Here is a 15,577-nt window from a genome sequence, read left to right on the forward strand (position 1 = left end):
AGACCACCATGACCAAGAACCTGACCCTCGCGACCTAACCGAAACTGTCACCAGTTCCTACAGCGGACCCCTGTACCGAACACCGGCGTCGTGGTCGCGTTACGCTTTCGACCCTTCGCTTCAGACGCCCGGGGAGGACGGTCTCTATCGGCGTGTGGAAGCCGAACGGTGCTCGGACAAACCGCCCCAAATTCAGCCTGGAATCAGTATGGCGAGCTCGCCGAGGAGGGGCGGATCCGCCCCTGGGCGGGAGACGGTGACTGCGGCTGCGCGCGCGCTGAAGCGGAGGAGCCCAGCGAGGGAGCTGCCGTCGATGCGGCGCAGCTTCTCGCGCGATTCCGCCGAGTCGAGGCCGAGATCGAGGAGGCCGTGGATGAGCGCGCTCATGAACGTGTCGCCCGCCCCGACCGTGTCCACGACCTCCACCTGCCGCCCGGGAACGTGCGTCACGCCGTCCCGGGTCACCGCGAAAGCACCGTTCGCGCCCTCCGTGACCACGATCACCGACGGCCCGCGTTCCAGCCACGACCGGGCCACGTCGAGGGGGTCGACGTCGGGATACAGCCACGCGAGATCCTCGTCGCTGGCCTTGACGACGTCGGCGAGGGCGACGAAGCTCTCCACATCGGCGACCGCCCGGCGATGGTCGGGGAGAAGTGCCGGACGCACGTTGGGGTCGTACGTGATCAACGATGTCTCCCGCATCTCCGTGAGAAGCGCGCGCACCGCCGCTGCCCCTGGCGCCATCAGGGCGGCGATGGAGCCGGTGTGCACGACTCCGACGCGGTCGGTGCCGGCGGACGCAGCCTCGGCCAAGGACCAGGAGATGTCGAACTCGTAGCGCGCCGAGCCGGAATCGTCGAGGCGTGCGGTCGCCGTCGCCGTCCGCGTCGTCGCCGAAGAGGTGACCCGGACTCCTGCCGCGGTCAGCCACTCGCGCACCTGCTCGCCATGCGCGTCATCGCCGAGCTGGGTCAGGAAGTGCGCGGTGTCGCCGAGGCGGCCGAGCGCGAGGGCGACGTTGGCCGGACTCCCGCCTGGGCTCTCGTCGATGCGCCCATCTCCGCGATGGACGACATCGACGAGAGCTTCTCCGATGACGAGGACGTGACGGCTCATGAACGCCCGATGGGCGTCAGGAAGGAGAGGACGCTCTGCGGTTCGACGATCCTCGGCACGAGCGCGGCGTTGAACGCACGCCCGGCCTCCGCCCCGAGATGCGCATCGAACGCTTCGCGGTCGCGGTACACCTCGAAGACGACGAAGCGGTCCGGGTCCTCGGCCCGGCGATACACCTCGAACCTCTCGTTGCCGGGTTCGGCCCGCACCGTCTGCGCATACTCCTGGATCAGGGCATCGACCTCGTCGGCCGCGGCGGGAAGCGCCGTGAACTCGGCGGAGAGGACGACTCGGCTGCCGCTCATGCCTGTGCTGCTCCCGTCATGATCGCCACGGCATCCGTCATGCTGTGCGACTGCGGCGTGATTGTCGCCGCCTTTTTGCCGAGACGCTGGATGTGGATGCGGTCGGCCACCTGGAACACGTGCGGCATGTTGTGGGAGATGAGGATGACGGGCACGCCGTTGCCTCGGAGGTTCTCGATGAGCTCGAGCACCTGGTTCGATTCGCGCACGCCCAGGGCCGCGGTCGGCTCGTCGAGGATGACCACCTTCGAACCGAAGGCCGCCGCTCGCGCCACGGCCACGGCCTGACGCTGACCCCCGGAGAGGTTCTCGACCGAGACGGTCACATCCTGCAGCGTGGAGATCCCCAGCTTCAGCACCTGGTCGCGGGCGTCCTTGCGCATGCCGGCGGTGTCGAGCGCACGGAACACGGAGCCGAGGATGCCGGGCTTGCGGCGTTCGCGCCCGAGGTAGAGGTTGGCGGCCACGTCGAGCGCGGGGGAGACGGCGAGGTTCTGATAGACCGTCTCGATCCCGGCGTTGCGTGCGTCCTGCGGCCCCTTGAACTGCACCGGCTGTCCGTCGAGAAGCAGCTGTCCCTCGTCGGGGATGTATGCGCCGGTGAGGCACTTGATCAGCGTCGACTTGCCCGCGCCGTTGTCGCCAATCACGGCGAGGACTTCGCCGGCGTGGAGCTTCAGGCTCACGCCGTCGAGCCCGACCACGCGGCCGAACGTCTTCACGAGACGCTTGGCCTCGAGCACGGGCACGCCGGTGGGGGTCGGTGCGGGCGAGAGGGCTTCCGCTGTCTGGCTCATTTGCGTACCTTTCGGATCCACTGGTCGATGGCGACCGCGACGATGACGAGGATGCCGATCGCGAGGGTCTGGTAGAGACCGTCGACGCCGGCGAGGAAGAGGCCGTTGCGGAAGACGCCGACGATGATGGCGCCCAGCAGCGTGCCCCAGATGATGCCGCGACCGCCGAACAGCGAGGTCCCGCCGATCACGACGGCCGTGATGGAGTCGAGGTTGAGGTCGGCGCCCGCGTTGGGGCTGGCGGCTCCCGATCGGCCGATCTGGATCCAGGCGGCGACGGCGAGGATGGCGCCAGCCGCGATGTAGACGCTGAAGAGCACTTTCCTGGTCGAGATGCCGGCGAGGCGTGCGGCATCCGCGTCGTCGCCGACGGCGTACACGTGGCGACCCCAGGCGGTGCGGCCGAGGATGTACGCGACGAGGGCGTACAGCGCGAGCATGACCAGCACGCCGACCGTGAGGCGGACGTCGCCGAGCGGCAGCGCCGTGGCGGTCCAGGTTAGCAGCTCCGGCATGTCCGACTTCCGGATCGTCTGGCCGCCGCTGTAGAGCAGCGTCAGGGCGATGAAGACGTTGAACGTACCGAGGGTCGCGATGAACGGGGGCAGCTTCACGCGGGTGACGAGCAGACCGTTCAGGGCTCCGGCGACGAGGGCGGCGATGAGCCCGACGAGCAGGGCGACGGGTGCAGGGAGGCCGTTGTTCGCGGCGGTCTGTGCCATGACCATCGAGGTGCCGATCATCAGGGCGCCCACCGAGAGGTCGATGCCCGCGGTGAGGATGATCAGGGTCTGCGCGATGGCGACGGTGCCGACGACCGAGACCTGGTCGAGCACGAGCGAGAGGTTCGCGGCGGCGAAGAAGCGCGGGTTGATCGTGCCGAACACGATCACCGCGATGACGAGCACGACGGCCGGGCTGATCGCCGGGTACCGGTGCAGGACGCCGCGGACCCGATCCACCGGCGTGCGGTGGTCGAGGAACTCCGCAGCGAGATCCAAGGAGGATGTGGGGGCTGTTTGCGTCAAGATGTCACTTCCGTAGGTCGTTGCGGGATGCCGCGGGCACGTGTTCCGGCCCGCGGCATCCGCAGGAGTACTGCTTACTCGCCGCCCCAGCAGATGCCGGAGGCTTCGGCGGTGTCGATCGACTTCACGCCGTCGACAGGCTGGTCGGTCACGAGCTCGACGCCGGTGTTGAAGAAGTCGAGGCCTTCGGAGTTCTCGGGCTTCGTGCCGTCGTTGACGAGGTCGACGATCGCCTGGACGCCGAGCTCGGCCATCTTCACCGGGTACTGCTGGCTCGTTGCGTCGATGATCCCGTCCTCGACCTGGCCGACACCGGCGCAGCCGCCGTCGATCGAGACGATCAGGACGTCGTCCTTGCTCTTGCCGGCAGCTTCGAGGGCCTGGTAGGCGCCGTAGGCTGCGGGTTCGTTGATCGTGTAGACGACGTTGATGTCGGGGTTCTTCGCGAGGAGGTTCTCCATCGCCGTGCGCCCGCCGTCCTCGGCGCCCTGGGACGCCTCGTTGCCGACGATCGTGTAGGAGCCGCCCTTGCCGCCGGTGTAGGAGCCCTCGGACTCCTCGTCCCCGTTGACCTGGTCGTCGCCGAGCTCGATGCCCATGCCGTCGAGGAAGCCCTGGTCGCGGTTGTAGTCCACGCTCACGGCCTTGTCGTCGAACAGGTCGACGAGTCCGATGACGGCGTCTTCGCCGTCGAGGGTGGCGGCGGTCCACTGGCCGACGTACTGTCCGGCGAGGAAATTGTCGGTCGCGAACGTGATGTCCACGGCGTCGGCGGGGTCGGGCGCGGTGTCGAGGGCGATCACGAAGATCCCCGCGTCACGGGCCTTGTCGATCGCGTCGAGCACGGCCGGGCCGTTGGGGGTGATCAGGATGCCCTTGTCGCCCTTGGAGATGGCCGCCTCGATGGCCTGGATCTGGGTGTCTTCATCGCCGTCTTCCTTGCCGGCGGCGAGGGTGAGCGAGACGCCGTCCTTCTCGGCCGCGGCCTTGGCGCCGTCCTGCATCGCCACGAAGAACGGGTTGGAGTTGGTCTTCACGATGAGCGACACGCCGATCGTGTCATCGTCGGATCCGCCGCCGGCGGCGTTCGTGCCGCCGGAGCAGCCGGTCAGTGTCAGCGCGAGACCTGCCGACACCGAGACCGCGGCCAGAACGGCGCGGGTGAATCGTGGGGTGTGCTTCGTCATTGAGTTCCTCTCGGCCGTCGTCGCCGGGTTGACAACGATGTCAAGGGATTTTCTAGTCGATCGCTCAAGTAGAGTCAAGTCACCCTTCAGGAAATGAGACTCAAGCGTGACATCGATGTCGACATCCCCGGCGCACCGGCCTCGCGCCACGATGAAGCACGTCGCCGCGCTCGCAGGCGTCGGGGTCAAGACGGTGTCCCGCGTCATCAACGACGAGCCGAATGTCACAGAGGCCACGGCAGAACGGGTGTGGAACGCGGTTCGCGAACTCGACTATCAGCTCGACCTGCAGGCGGGGAGTCTGCGACGCGCCGACGGGCGCACCCGCACCCTCGGCCTCCTGGTCGGAAGCGTGGACAACCCGTTCGCCGGCGCCATCCATCGGGCGGTGGAGGACATCGCATCCGCCCGTGGCGTCGCCGTCTTCGCCTCGAGCATGGATGACGATGCCGGTCGGGAATCGGAGGCTGTGCGGGCGTTCCTCCAGCGCCGCGTCGACGGACTGATCCTCACCACGGCCAGCGATCATCCCGAGTATCTGCCCCTGCTGCGCGAGCGCGGCCTGCCCGTCGTCTACGTCGACCGTGAGCCGGTGGAGCCCGAGGTCGATAGCGTCGCCAGTGACAACCGCGCGGGAGCGGCGGTCGCGACGGCGCACCTGCTCGCGCACGGGCATCAGCGAATCGCGCTGCTCACCGACCGGCTCGACCTCATCACTGCCCGCGAGCGGCGCCAGGGCTACCTCGACGCCCTGGCCGAAGCCGGGGTGCCGGTGGCGGAGGAGCTGATCGTCACGGGCCTGCGCGACGCGGAGGGAGCCCAGGCCGCACTCGCGCGCCTCCTGGTTTCGGGCTCTCCGCCCACCGCGGTCTTCAGTGCCCAGAACCTCATCACGATCGGGGCAGTGCACGCACTCCGGGCCGCTGGTCTCTCCCGGTCGACCGCCCTCGTCGGCTTCGACGACGTCGCGCTCGCCGACCTCATGGATCCGGGTGTGACCGTGGTGGCGCAGGACCCGCAGCACATGGGAACGCTCGCGGCTGAGAGGCTGTTCGCGCTTCTCGGCGACGATGACGATGCCCCGACGAAGACCGTCGTCCCGGTGGCGCTGATCCCGCGAGGCAGCGGCGAGATCGCTCCGCAGCCGACCTCCTGATCGCTGTTGCATTGGGCGGCGGCGACCCTCTAAGCTCCTTCATCAATGATTGACATCGATGTCAACCCACTGATCGCACGAAGGAGAGCGAACCGTTGCCTGATCCGAGACGTCCACGTCGGACGCAGTCCCGCATGCCCGGAAGCATCATCATCGGCGGGGCGGTGAGCGCGATGCTGGCCCTCGGCTGCGTGCTCCCCGCGGCGGCCGCCGAACCTCAGCCTGGGGAGGAGCAGTACCGTCCGCTGATCCACTTCACGCCCGAGAAGAACTGGATGAACGATCCGAACGGCATGGTCTACGTCGACGGGACGTATCACCTCTTCTACCAGCACAACCCGGCCGGAACCCGGTGGGGGAACATGAGCTGGGGCCACGCCACGTCGTCGGATCTGCTGCACTGGGAGGAGCAGCCGCTGGCGATCGGGCAGACGTTCGATGAGGACGGCGACTCCATCGAGGACATCTTCTCGGGGTCGATCGTCGTCGACGAGGACAACTCGGCCGGGTTCGGCCCTGCGGGGTCGCAGCCGCTCGTCGCGATCTACACCTCCGCGTATACGCCGGAGCACCCGGAGCACCCGGGAATCCAGGCCCAGTCGCTCGCGTACAGCCTCGACGGCGGACAGACCTGGACCAAGTACGACGGCAACCCCGTTCTCGACCGGAAGTCGGCGAACTTCCGCGACCCGAAGGTGTTCTGGTACGACGGCCCGGCCGGTTCGTACTGGGTCATGACCGCGGTCGAGGCACTCGACCATAAGGTGGTTCTGTACAAGAGCACTGATCTCAAGTCGTGGGAGCACCTCTCCGATTTCGGGCCTGCGAACTCGACCGCCGGCATCTGGGAATGTCCCGACCTGTTCGAGCTTCCGGTCGACGGCGACCCGGAGAACACCAAGTGGGTCATGGTGGTCAACCTCAACCCCGGCGCGGTCAACGGTGGCAGCGGTGGGCAGTACTTCGTCGGCGAGTTCGACGGCGTGACCTTCACCTCGGAGAGCACGGACGGCCCTGCGGAGCTGCCTGCCGGCACGACGTTCGCGGGCTTCGACGACGGTGACTACGACGGCTGGACCGCCTCCAACGAGCCCGGGAACTGGGCGAACGGGCCGTGGGGAAGCGTGCCGGCGACGGGTGCGCTGGAGGGCCAGAGCCCGGTTACCGGCTTCATCGGGGAGGGTCTCGCGAACAGCTTCCTCGACCACGACTGGGCGATCGGCACCCTGGAGTCACCCGAGTTCACGATCGAGGACGACTACATCAACCTGCTCGTCGGAGGCGGCAAGCATCCGCATGTCCCGGGTGGGCAGATCGGCAACGAGCCGCCCGAGGGGCGCACGATCTTCGACTTCGAGCTGCCCGAGGGGGAGACGCTGCAGAGCACCGGCTGGGAGCTCACGGGCGACTTCGCCGTCGACCCGTCACGGAACCCTGCGACGCAGGGCGGGGAGTACTACCTGGGCGCGAAGCGCGTGAACACCTTCGAGGGCGGCCCCAGCGGGGACGCGAACATCGGCACGATGACCTCGCCGACGTTCACGATCGACGGCGACTACGCATCGTTCCTGATCGGCGGCGGTCGTCGGGACGACGGAACGCTCCAGGCGGAGCTGGTCGTCGACGGCGAGGCCGTGCGCTCTGCGACCGGACGCGACGGCGGTGAGCTCGACTGGGTCTCCTGGGACGTGTCCGAGTTCGACGGCCGAGACGCGCAGCTGCGCATCCGCGACGAGGCCACCGGCGGGTGGGGGCATCTGACCTTCGACCAGCTCGTCATCGGCGACGAGGAGTCGAGGAAACGGTCGAACGAGACGAGCGTGAACCTGATCGTCGACGGCGACGTGGTGCGCAGCGCCACCGGCTCGAACAGCGAGAACCTCGACTGGGCGTCGTGGGACGTCGGGGAGTTCCGGGGCAAGCAGGCGACGATCCGTGCCGTCGACAACAATCGGCAGGGATGGGGGCACATCCTGTTCGATCAGGTGACGTTCTCGGATGCGCCGGTCCCGACAGCGCTCGAGGGGTACGACTGGCTCGATTGGGGTCGCGACTACTACGCCGCGGTGTCGTACTTCGGCACTCCGTCCGGATCCCGGATCATGCAGGGCTGGATGAACAATTGGGACTACGCCGGAGACATCCCGACCTCGACGTGGCGCGGCTCGATGAGCCTGCCGCGAGAGATCGTGCTCACCGACACGGACGATGGACCGCGGCTGCGCCAGCAGGTGGTCTCGCAGATCGACGGACAGCTCGACAAGAAGGCGGCGAAGACGCTCAGTGACGTCGCGGTCGACGGCGACACCGCGCTCGGGTTGTCCGCCGAGGTGGCGAAGCTCGATGTGACGTTGCGCCCGGGCGATGCGGATGCGGCGGGGATCACGGTCTTCTCCGACGGGAAGAAGGGAACGCAGATCGGCTACGACACCCGATCCGGGAGGCTCTTCGTCGACCGGACGAACTCCGGGAACGTCGGCTTCCACCCGTCGTTCGCCTCGGTCTCCGACGCCCCGCTCGCGCTCGATGAGGACGGCACGGTCACGCTCGAGATCTATCTGGATCGGGCATCCGTCGAACTGTTCACCGATGACGGGATGCTGTCGATCACTGATCAGGTGTTCCCCGAGGCGGGCGCCACGGCCGTCTCCGCCTGGTCTCGCGGGGGCGCAGCCACCGTCGAGGACATCACGGTCACGCCGCTCACGCCCACCATGTGGCAGGTTCCCGACCCCGTCGATGAGGCGGCGATCACGCTCAGCAGCAACACGGTGAAGGCCGGCGGCACGGTCACCGTCTCGGGTACCGGGTTCGAGCCCGAGGCTGATGTGAAGCTCGAGCTGAAGTCGGATCCCGTCTCGCTGGGGGCTGCCACGGCCGACGGGAACGGAGACTTCCGTCAGCAGGTGACGATCCCCGCGGCTACGCCGGTCGGGGCGCACACGCTCGTGGTGCTGCGGGCGGATGGCTCCGAGCTGTCGGCGCCGCTGACGGTCACGGCGCGAGACGGCGGCGGGACCGGCGGCGGTGCGGGAGCGGATCCGGGCAGTGATGGCAGCGGCTTGCCGGGCGGCCTCGCGAACACCGGCGCCGAGCCGTGGATGCTGCTGGCGGCGGGCGTCCTGACCGTGCTCACCGGTGCGGCGCTTCTGCGGCGGCGAATCCGGAGCCGTCTCCGCTGATGCCGAGTCGGCGTGTGGGGCGTAGTGCATCTGCGTCCTACACGCCGATTGATCCCGCCAAGAAACGCTCGTTCCAACCATTGGCATGGTCGATGAACAAGAGAGCCCCCGGAGTTCCGGGGGCTCTCTTGTTCTGCAAGGGCGGACGCGGACTCTGTATCGGCGCCTGCGCGAACTGCGCGGTCTGCCATTGCCATCGGCGCCTCGATGAGCATCTTGACGGGTTCGGACAGTTCAGACTTCGTGCGCTCGAGATCGATGACCCACATGCAGGTGAAGACTGCCTGGCTGAAGTCGTCGTCGCATCCCGTCTCTGGCATTCTTGTAAAGCCCGCAGGGATCGCGGATCAGCTCAAGCCGGCCGCGGATGTATGTAGCTCCGTAAGAGAGATCGTCTTCGATCCGTCCGAGTTGGGACTCCACGTTCTGCTTCTGATCCTCGGTCTCACGAGTGCGCGCGACTAGCTGCTGGAGACGGTTCTTTCACTGACCGCGGAGTTGGGGCTGAACCGCTCCTTGGTCGGCAAGTACGTTGTCGATGAACCGTCCCCGGACGGTTCACGCTGACGCTATGAGGTCCGGTGTATCGCTGCTGGGCGAGGCAGATGCGATCGCGCGCGTCTGCGCGATCGGGCAAGGTCCGACCTCGAGCCCCGGACGCGGGAGGCCGGCAGGGCGACGAATGACGCGATGACTTCCAGCAAGCGACGCATGCGAGTGCACCAGCAGGAAAGTGTCACGACAAGGGCGGCTCGAGAGAGCCATACGTCCCTCACCAGGTGACATTCAGTGTCATCTCGCCCCGTTTCCGACAGTTCTGCGAATGCGAATGCGGGCGCGACGGCTATCCGGCGCGCAGCCCCACCGATTCTCGACGCAGGCCGGAACGCGCCGACCCGAACCAGACGGCTCACAGCCCTTCGGCGATCTCCTTGATCGCGGCGAGGCGGCGGTCCCAGTCACGGCCGATGGCGTCGAGCTTCGCGGCGGTGACGGCGAGCTCGGCGCCCATCACGCGGAAGCGCACCTCGCGCCCGACCGGGATCGGCTCGACGAGGCCGACCTCCTGCAGGACCGCGAGGTGCTTCGCGATGGCCTGACGGCTCACCGGCAGGCGCCCGGCGAGGGCGGATGCCGAGGCATCCCCCTCGCCGAGAGCCGTCAGGATGCTCCACCGCGTCTCGTCTGCGAGAGCGGCGAACATGGGGATCAGAGTGTCCGCGGTCACACTTCACCTTCGACCAGGGCGACGAGCTTGTCCAGCTCGGAGTCCCAGCCGGTGCGGTGGCTCTCGAGGTTCTCGAGCGGGGCCGACGTGCGCTCGAAGCCGCTCTCGACGACGGTGAGCTGCGTGCCGCCGTCGATCGGCTCCAGCGTGAATGTGAAGACCGTCGAGGTCTCGGGGTCGAGCACCTCAGGTCGTGCATCCTGCGCGTCGTCGTTGCCCCAGCGGTAGGCGATGAGGTTCGGCTCGTCGCAGGCCTCGACGCGCAGCGGGATCGCCCCGTAGTCGGGGAACGTCATCGTGCCGGTCGCTCCGACGCCGGCCCCGTCGAGCACCGTGCGGCCGAACCAGCGCGAGATGTGCTCCGGTTCGGTCACGGCGCGCCAGACCTTGTCGACGGATGCCGCGATGCGGATCGTGCGCCGCACCGAGAACGTCTCCTCGTCGACGACGGATGCGGGGTTCTCAGTCATGTTGACCATCATGGTTCCTTTCCCGGGGTGCGGCCGGATCGCCGTTCACCTGCAACTCAAGAGTTGCACACAACCTTCGATACCGCAACCCTGGAGTTGCACTTGTTCGACGGCCCCGTCTCACGTCCGGAGCGTTCGCGCAACCCGCTGTGACCTCGAGCACCACGCGCCTACGCTCGGAGCATGGCCGATCTCACCCAGCCCACCGGACACGAAGACGCACTGCGCGCCCTCCCGCGCGACGACGGCACCCCGCCGCGCGCGCTGGTGCTCGGCGCGACCGGCTACATCGGCGGACGCCTCACCCCGCGACTCCTGAACGCCGGATACCGCGTGCGCATCCTCGCGCGCGACGCAGCGCGGGCGGCATCCTTCCCCTGGGGAGCCGACTGCGAGATCGTCGAGGGCTCGGCCGACGACGCGGATGCCGTCGCCGACGCCGTGCGCGATGTCGACGTCATCTACTACCTGATCCACTCGATGAGCGCGGGCAAGGGCTTCGAGGAGGCGGACGAGAGGGCGGCGGAGACCGTCGCCGAGGCCGCGGCGACCGCGGGCGTGCACCGCATCGTGTACCTGGGCGGGCTTCATCCCGCCGACGTCGCGCTCTCCCCACACCTGCGCTCCCGCGTGCGCGTCGGAGAGATCCTCCTGGCGTCCGGCGTGCCGACGCTCGTGCTGCAGGCGGGCGTGGTGATCGGCTCGGGCTCGGCATCCTTCGAGATGATCCGGCACCTGACCGAGGTGCTGCCGTACATGCCGGCGCCGAAGTGGGTGCGCAACCGCATCCAGCCGATCGCGGTGCGCGACGTGCTGCACTACCTCCTCGGGGCGGCCCGCGTGGATGCCGACGTCAATCGCGCCGTCGACATCGGCGGACCCGACGTGCTGCGGTACGGACAGATGATGAACGGCTATGCCGTCGAGGCCGGACTCCCGCAGCGGGCGATCGCCGCGCTGCCCGTGCTCACGCCGGGGCTCGCCTCGCACTGGGTGAACCTCGTCACCCCGGTGCCCCGCGCGATCGCGCGACCGCTCGTCGCATCGCTGCAGAACGAGTGCGTCGTGAAGGACAGGGCGGTGGACGAGATCATCCCGCTCCCGTCGGGCGGGCTCACGCCCTACCGCCAGGCCGTGTCGCTCGCGCTGGGCCGGCTCGACGCCGACAGCGTGGAGACCAGCTGGCAGGATGCGGAGGTGTCCGGCGCCCCGAGCGACCCGCTGCCGAGCGACCCCGACTGGGCCGGCCGCACGGTGTTCACCGACGCGCGCACCGTCGAGACCGACGCCTCGGCCGCCGACCTGTGGCGCGTCATCGTCGGCATCGGCGGGGAGAACGGGTGGTACTCGTCGCCGCTGCTCTGGGCCGTGCGCGGGTGGATGGACCGGCTCGTGGGCGGAGTCGGGCTTCAACGAGGACGCCGCAGCCGGAGCGCCGCGAGGGTCGGCGACGCGATCGACTTCTGGCGCGTCGAGGCCGTCGAGCATGCGGATGCCGGGAGCCTCCTGCGCCTGCGCGCCGAGATGAAGGTGCCCGGCGACGCCTGGCTGGAGCTGCGGGCGGTGCCGGAGGGGGATCGGGCGAGGTACGAGCAGCGGGCCGTTTTCTTCCCCCGCGGACTGGGCGGGCGGCTGTACTGGCTGGCCGTGCTGCCGTTCCACGGCTTCATCTTCGCGGGCATGGCGGCGCGGATCACCGCGGCGGCCGAGATGCCCAGAGAGCCGATGACTCCGGTCGCGGACATCGCGGACGACGCCGCCCCCTCGCACACCTGACCGTCGCGCGACGCCCAGGACGGACTAGCGCGGCCCGCGCCTGCCCACGCCCGCGAACAGCGAGTGCAGCAGCGGGAGCACCGACACGCAGACGAGCGTGATCCCCAGCGGCGGAGCGGACGGGACGAGCAGGGCGCCGCCGATGAGAAGCGCCGCGAACAGCACCCCGGAGGCGATGCGCCTCGCGATGCCCTCCAGACGATCGAGCCGCCGTTCGAGGCGCGACGTGTCGAACGTCACGCTGCCCTCGTCGACGCGCGTGATGATGTCGTCGATCCGCTTCGGCAGCCGCCAGGCCACGGCGGCGTTCTGCATGGCCTGCTTCGCGAGGTCCTGAATCAGGTTCCCGGACTCGTCGCGCAGCAGGCGCCCGGCGTAGGGCTCCGCGGCATCCCACACGTTGAACGACGGGTCGAGGCTGCTGCACATGCCCGACGTCAACGAGACGGCACGGATCAGCAGCAGCATGTTCTCGGGGAGCTGGAGGGGCAGCGACCGCACCATGTCGCCGAACTCGTCGGCGAAGTCGCGGAACTCCCGCGGGTCGACCGTGCTGAGCTCGGCGAAGCCCATGCCGCCGAAACGCGCGAACAGGGCGGTCAGCGCGCGTTCGAGCTCGGCCGTGTCGGCCGAGGGCAGCAGCACGCCGATCTCCTGCGCGGCCTTCACGAGGCCACGGCTGTCGCGCCCGGCGATCGCTATGAGGAGGGTGCGCAGCCCGTCGCGGAGGCTGTCGGGCACCTCGGCCATCATCCCGAAGTCGATGAAGGTGAGCCGGAAGCCGCGTTCCCCAGCGGCGGATGCCGGCACCGGGGTCACGAAGATGTTGCCGGGGTGCGGGTCGGCGTGCACGAAGCTGTGGGTGAAGACCTGGTCGAACATGACCTCGGCGAACACGTCGGCGACCTCGGAGGGGTCGATGCCCGCCGTCCGCAGGGCGTCGGTGTCGTTGATCTTGATCGCGGTGACGTCCGACAGGGTCAGCACCCGACGCGTCGAGCGCTCCCAGACGATCTCCGGGGTGTCGACGCGGGGGTCGTCGGCGAAGTTCTCGCGGAACCTCTCGGCGCTCGCGGCCTCGTGCAGGTAGTCGATCTCCTCGAGGCTCGTCTGCGCGAACTCCTCGACGAGACCGGGGGCGTCGACGCGGTCGGCGACGATCCGCACGCGGGTGAGCCAGCGCGCGACCCGGCGGAGGGCGGCGAGGTCGGTCGCGACGATCGCGTCGATGCCCGGTCGCTGCACCTTGACGACGACGTTCTCGAGGCCGGTGTCGGCGGCGTCGAGGTCGGAGAGCCGGGCGCGGTGCGCCTGGCCGAGGGATGCCGCGGCCACGGGGTTCTCGTCGAACCACGCGTAGGCGCGCTCCAGCGGAACCCCCAGCTCGTCCTCGGCGACGACGCGGATGTCGGCGAACGGCACGGCGGGCACCTCGTCCTGCAGCCCTTCCAGCTCCTTCGTGATCTCCGGCGGGAGCACGTCGAGGCGGGACGACATGAACTGCCCGACCTTGATCATGAGCCCGCCCAGAGCGATCGCGAGGGCGTGGAAGCGCCGGGCGAAGCGCTGCATCCGACCGGCGCGCGTGCGCTCGGACACCCGGCTCAGCCCGATGCGGGGCAGGACGAGCTCGAACCACCAGATGGCGAGGAACTCGCGCGCCGCGAACGACAGGATGCGGCGGTAGCGGGCGCGGTGGGCGCCCTGCGCCGCAGCATCCGTCATCGCGCCGTCCTCTCGCTGCTCCTCAGCGGAGGCCGCACTGCCACGCGGTCAGTCCTGGGCGAGGATCGAGTACAGCCTACGACGGGCCTCGTCGAGCACCTCGATGGCCTGCTGGACCTGCTCGGGCGACCCCGTGCGCCCCACCTGGGCGGCAGCCGCGGCGAGGTCGACGCCGGCCTTGGGCAGCGCGCTGAAGCGGGTGTGGTCGCGGGGTCCTGAGGCCTCCCACGGCGCGGGGGTCTCGGTGGCCTCGGCGGCGACCTCTGCTCCGGCATCCGTGAGCGAGTAGGTCTTGCGGCCGTTCTGCTCCTCGGCGGTGATGAGGCCCTCGTCGGCGAGCAGCTGCAGGGTCGGGTAGACCGAGCCGGCGCTGGGCTTCCAGCTGCCGCCGCTGCGCTCGGCGATCTCGTTGATGATCTGGTAGCCGTGCATGGGCTTCTCGGCGAGAAGCGAGAGCACGGCCGTGCGAACGTCGCCTCGCGCCATGCGCGAGCCGCCGCTGGGTCGGGGCGCGAACGAGGTGCGCAGCTGCTCCATGGCCTCGAAGAGGGCGGATGCCGGTCCGGCGCCCGCACCCGCGAACGGGTTCGAGGGGAATGAGTTGTTCATGGTGACCTCCCGATATCGGTAGCGATACTCAACGATATGTCGTTGAGGCTGGGAGTGGGGTGGGAATCTCAGACGTCGAGACGGCCGTGCACGACGCCCCACGACTTCGTGACCGGGTCGAGGATCGCGGGAACCTCGGAGTGCGGGGCCGCTCGACCCGCCTCCACGCACTGCCCCTGGCTGCACTGGTGCTGCACGACCACGAGCTCCTCCTCTGGCAGGCGGAGGAAGAGCCGGAAGACGATGCTCTCGTCGGCGATCTCCTCCGATCGCAGCACGCGGAGGGCGGTCGGGGCGCCGACCCTGACCAGCTCGACCGTGGCTGCCGCGCTCATACCCACGTGGAACCAGAGGCTCAGGCCGACGACCCCGAGGAACACGCTGACGAGGAACACCGACACGACGACCCACCAGTCGGGCACGGCGAGGATGCTCAGGACCACGCCGACGAGACCGACCACGACGAGCATGGCCGCGATGATGCGCTGACCGACCGCGCCGCGGAGGCTGGTCAGCTCGACCTCGGTCCATTCCGGGGGTTCGACGGGCATGTGGTCACTCTAGGGCGCGCCGTCGCGGACGCGGGCTTCCGGGGGCCCGTCGGCTTTCGGAGGGCTCAGTTAGCTTCCGAGGTCTCAGTCGCGCAGCACGGAGTCGAGCAGGCCGGGGAACAGCTCGTCGAGGTCGTCGCGGCGCAGCGTCAGCGTGCGTCGGCGCCCGTTGGGCTCGTTGCGGATGACACCCGCTTCACGGAGCACCTTCATGAAGTGCGACTTGGTCGACTTCGGCAGGTTCGGGTCGGTGGAGTGACAGGCGGCCATGTCGAGAGGGCCGTTGGCGAGCTGTCGCGTGATCGCCAGGCGCTCGGGGTCGCTGAGCGCGAAGAGCACGTCGGTGAGCCGGATGTCGGATCGATCCGGGTGCGGGAGGTCGCCAGGCATGGTTCGAGAATAGTTGAACAATCGACGGATGGCGAGTACGCTCCGATAGTTCGA

General features: G+C 68.9%; 14 protein-coding genes. 3 read left to right on the plus strand and 11 right to left on the minus strand.

The window, feature by feature from the left end; translation table 11 throughout:
- Positions 1-192: 192 nt before the first annotated feature.
- The 5 genes from LC438_RS17335 to LC438_RS17355 all read right to left on the minus strand — a co-directional run bounded on the left by LC438_RS17335 (position 193) and on the right by LC438_RS17355 (position 4,436).
- Complete coding sequence (locus LC438_RS17335) at positions 193-1,119, minus strand: carbohydrate kinase (protein WP_223587321.1); 927 nt, start codon at positions 1,117-1,119, stop codon at positions 193-195.
- A complete protein-coding gene (locus LC438_RS17340; RefSeq protein ID WP_223587322.1) occupies positions 1,116-1,424 on the minus strand; it encodes a putative quinol monooxygenase in 309 nt (102 codons plus the stop codon). The genes LC438_RS17335 and LC438_RS17340 overlap by 4 nt, the downstream gene beginning before the upstream one ends.
- The gene (locus LC438_RS17345; protein ID WP_223587323.1) at positions 1,421-2,221 is read right to left on the minus strand and encodes an ATP-binding cassette domain-containing protein; all 801 of its coding nucleotides are present in this window, start codon (positions 2,219-2,221) and stop codon (positions 1,421-1,423) included. Before LC438_RS17345 ends, LC438_RS17340 begins: the two co-directional genes overlap by 4 nt.
- A complete protein-coding gene (locus LC438_RS17350; RefSeq protein ID WP_223587324.1) occupies positions 2,218-3,222 on the minus strand; it encodes an ABC transporter permease in 1,005 nt (334 codons plus the stop codon). Before LC438_RS17350 ends, LC438_RS17345 begins: the two co-directional genes overlap by 4 nt.
- 101 nt (positions 3,223-3,323) lie before the next feature.
- Positions 3,324-4,436, minus strand: coding sequence for a substrate-binding domain-containing protein (locus LC438_RS17355; protein ID WP_223587325.1), 1,113 nt, complete (start codon positions 4,434-4,436; stop codon positions 3,324-3,326).
- Between the two features lie 115 nt (positions 4,437-4,551).
- Here LC438_RS17355 and LC438_RS17360 point away from each other — a divergent pair, with 115 nt between their 5' ends.
- Both LC438_RS17360 and LC438_RS17365 read left to right on the plus strand, forming a co-directional pair.
- Entirely contained in the window at positions 4,552-5,592 is a 1,041-nt protein-coding gene (locus LC438_RS17360) for a LacI family DNA-binding transcriptional regulator (RefSeq protein WP_223587326.1), read from the plus strand.
- 134 nt (positions 5,593-5,726) lie between these two features.
- Positions 5,727-8,774: a GH32 C-terminal domain-containing protein gene (locus tag LC438_RS17365; protein ID WP_374197883.1), complete on the plus strand. Its 3,048-nt coding sequence runs from the start codon at positions 5,727-5,729 to the stop codon at positions 8,772-8,774.
- 910 nt (positions 8,775-9,684) lie between these two features.
- On the opposite strand, the gene LC438_RS17370 is transcribed toward LC438_RS17365, so the two are convergent.
- Positions 9,685-10,002 carry a metalloregulator ArsR/SmtB family transcription factor gene (locus tag LC438_RS17370; protein WP_223587327.1) on the minus strand — a complete coding sequence of 106 codons (318 nt, stop codon included), beginning with the start codon at positions 10,000-10,002 and terminating at the stop codon, positions 9,685-9,687.
- The gene (locus LC438_RS17375) at positions 9,999-10,472 is read right to left on the minus strand and encodes an SRPBCC family protein (protein ID WP_223587328.1); all 474 of its coding nucleotides are present in this window, start codon (positions 10,470-10,472) and stop codon (positions 9,999-10,001) included. The genes LC438_RS17370 and LC438_RS17375 overlap by 4 nt, the downstream gene beginning before the upstream one ends.
- Before the next feature lie 183 nt (positions 10,473-10,655).
- Between LC438_RS17375 and LC438_RS17380 the strand changes: the two genes are divergently transcribed.
- Positions 10,656-12,248, plus strand: a complete 1,593-nt coding sequence (locus tag LC438_RS17380) for an SDR family oxidoreductase (protein WP_223587329.1) — start codon at positions 10,656-10,658, stop codon at positions 12,246-12,248.
- A 24-nt stretch (positions 12,249-12,272) separates the two neighbouring features.
- Here the strand turns inward: LC438_RS17380 and LC438_RS17385 are convergent, their stop codons facing one another.
- The 4 genes from LC438_RS17385 to LC438_RS17400 form a co-directional block, all read right to left on the minus strand.
- Complete coding sequence (locus tag LC438_RS17385; protein ID WP_223587330.1) at positions 12,273-13,973, minus strand: AarF/ABC1/UbiB kinase family protein; 1,701 nt, start codon at positions 13,971-13,973, stop codon at positions 12,273-12,275.
- Positions 13,974-14,021: 48 nt separating this feature from the next.
- Entirely contained in the window at positions 14,022-14,582 is a 561-nt protein-coding gene (locus LC438_RS17390; protein WP_223587331.1) for a PadR family transcriptional regulator, read from the minus strand.
- Positions 14,583-14,650: 68 nt separating this feature from the next.
- On the minus strand, positions 14,651-15,133 hold the full coding sequence (locus LC438_RS17395) for a hypothetical protein (RefSeq protein ID WP_223587332.1): 483 nt from the start codon (positions 15,131-15,133) through the stop codon (positions 14,651-14,653).
- 84 nt (positions 15,134-15,217) lie between these two features.
- Positions 15,218-15,523, minus strand: a complete 306-nt coding sequence (locus LC438_RS17400; RefSeq protein ID WP_223587333.1) for a helix-turn-helix transcriptional regulator — start codon at positions 15,521-15,523, stop codon at positions 15,218-15,220.
- Positions 15,524-15,577: the final 54 nt, after the last annotated feature.

This window comes from Microbacterium sp. OVT16B, from assembly GCF_019969705.1.
GTDB lineage: Bacteria > Actinomycetota > Actinomycetes > Actinomycetales > Microbacteriaceae > Microbacterium > Microbacterium natoriense.

What these genes read in the sequence shown, in the direction of transcription:
- LC438_RS17335 (WP_223587321.1), bottom strand. Translation starts at nt 1,119, where the DNA reads ATGAGCCGTCACGTCCTCGTCATCGGAGAAGCTCTCGTCGATGTCGTC.
- LC438_RS17340 (WP_223587322.1), bottom strand. Translation starts at nt 1,424, where the DNA reads ATGAGCGGCAGCCGAGTCGTCCTCTCCGCCGAGTTCACGGCGCTTCCC.
- LC438_RS17345 (WP_223587323.1), bottom strand. Translation starts at nt 2,221, where the DNA reads ATGAGCCAGACAGCGGAAGCCCTCTCGCCCGCACCGACCCCCACCGGC.
- LC438_RS17355 (WP_223587325.1), bottom strand. Translation starts at nt 4,436, where the DNA reads ATGACGAAGCACACCCCACGATTCACCCGCGCCGTTCTGGCCGCGGTC.
- LC438_RS17360 (WP_223587326.1), top strand. Translation starts at nt 4,552, where the DNA reads ATGTCGACATCCCCGGCGCACCGGCCTCGCGCCACGATGAAGCACGTC.
- LC438_RS17365 (WP_374197883.1), top strand. Translation starts at nt 5,727, where the DNA reads ATGCCCGGAAGCATCATCATCGGCGGGGCGGTGAGCGCGATGCTGGCC.
- LC438_RS17375 (WP_223587328.1), bottom strand. Translation starts at nt 10,472, where the DNA reads ATGACTGAGAACCCCGCATCCGTCGTCGACGAGGAGACGTTCTCGGTG.
- LC438_RS17380 (WP_223587329.1), top strand. Translation starts at nt 10,656, where the DNA reads ATGGCCGATCTCACCCAGCCCACCGGACACGAAGACGCACTGCGCGCC.
- LC438_RS17385 (WP_223587330.1), bottom strand. Translation starts at nt 13,973, where the DNA reads ATGACGGATGCTGCGGCGCAGGGCGCCCACCGCGCCCGCTACCGCCGC.
- LC438_RS17390 (WP_223587331.1), bottom strand. Translation starts at nt 14,582, where the DNA reads ATGAACAACTCATTCCCCTCGAACCCGTTCGCGGGTGCGGGCGCCGGA.
- LC438_RS17395 (WP_223587332.1), bottom strand. Translation starts at nt 15,133, where the DNA reads ATGCCCGTCGAACCCCCGGAATGGACCGAGGTCGAGCTGACCAGCCTC.
- LC438_RS17400 (WP_223587333.1), bottom strand. Translation starts at nt 15,523, where the DNA reads ATGCCTGGCGACCTCCCGCACCCGGATCGATCCGACATCCGGCTCACC.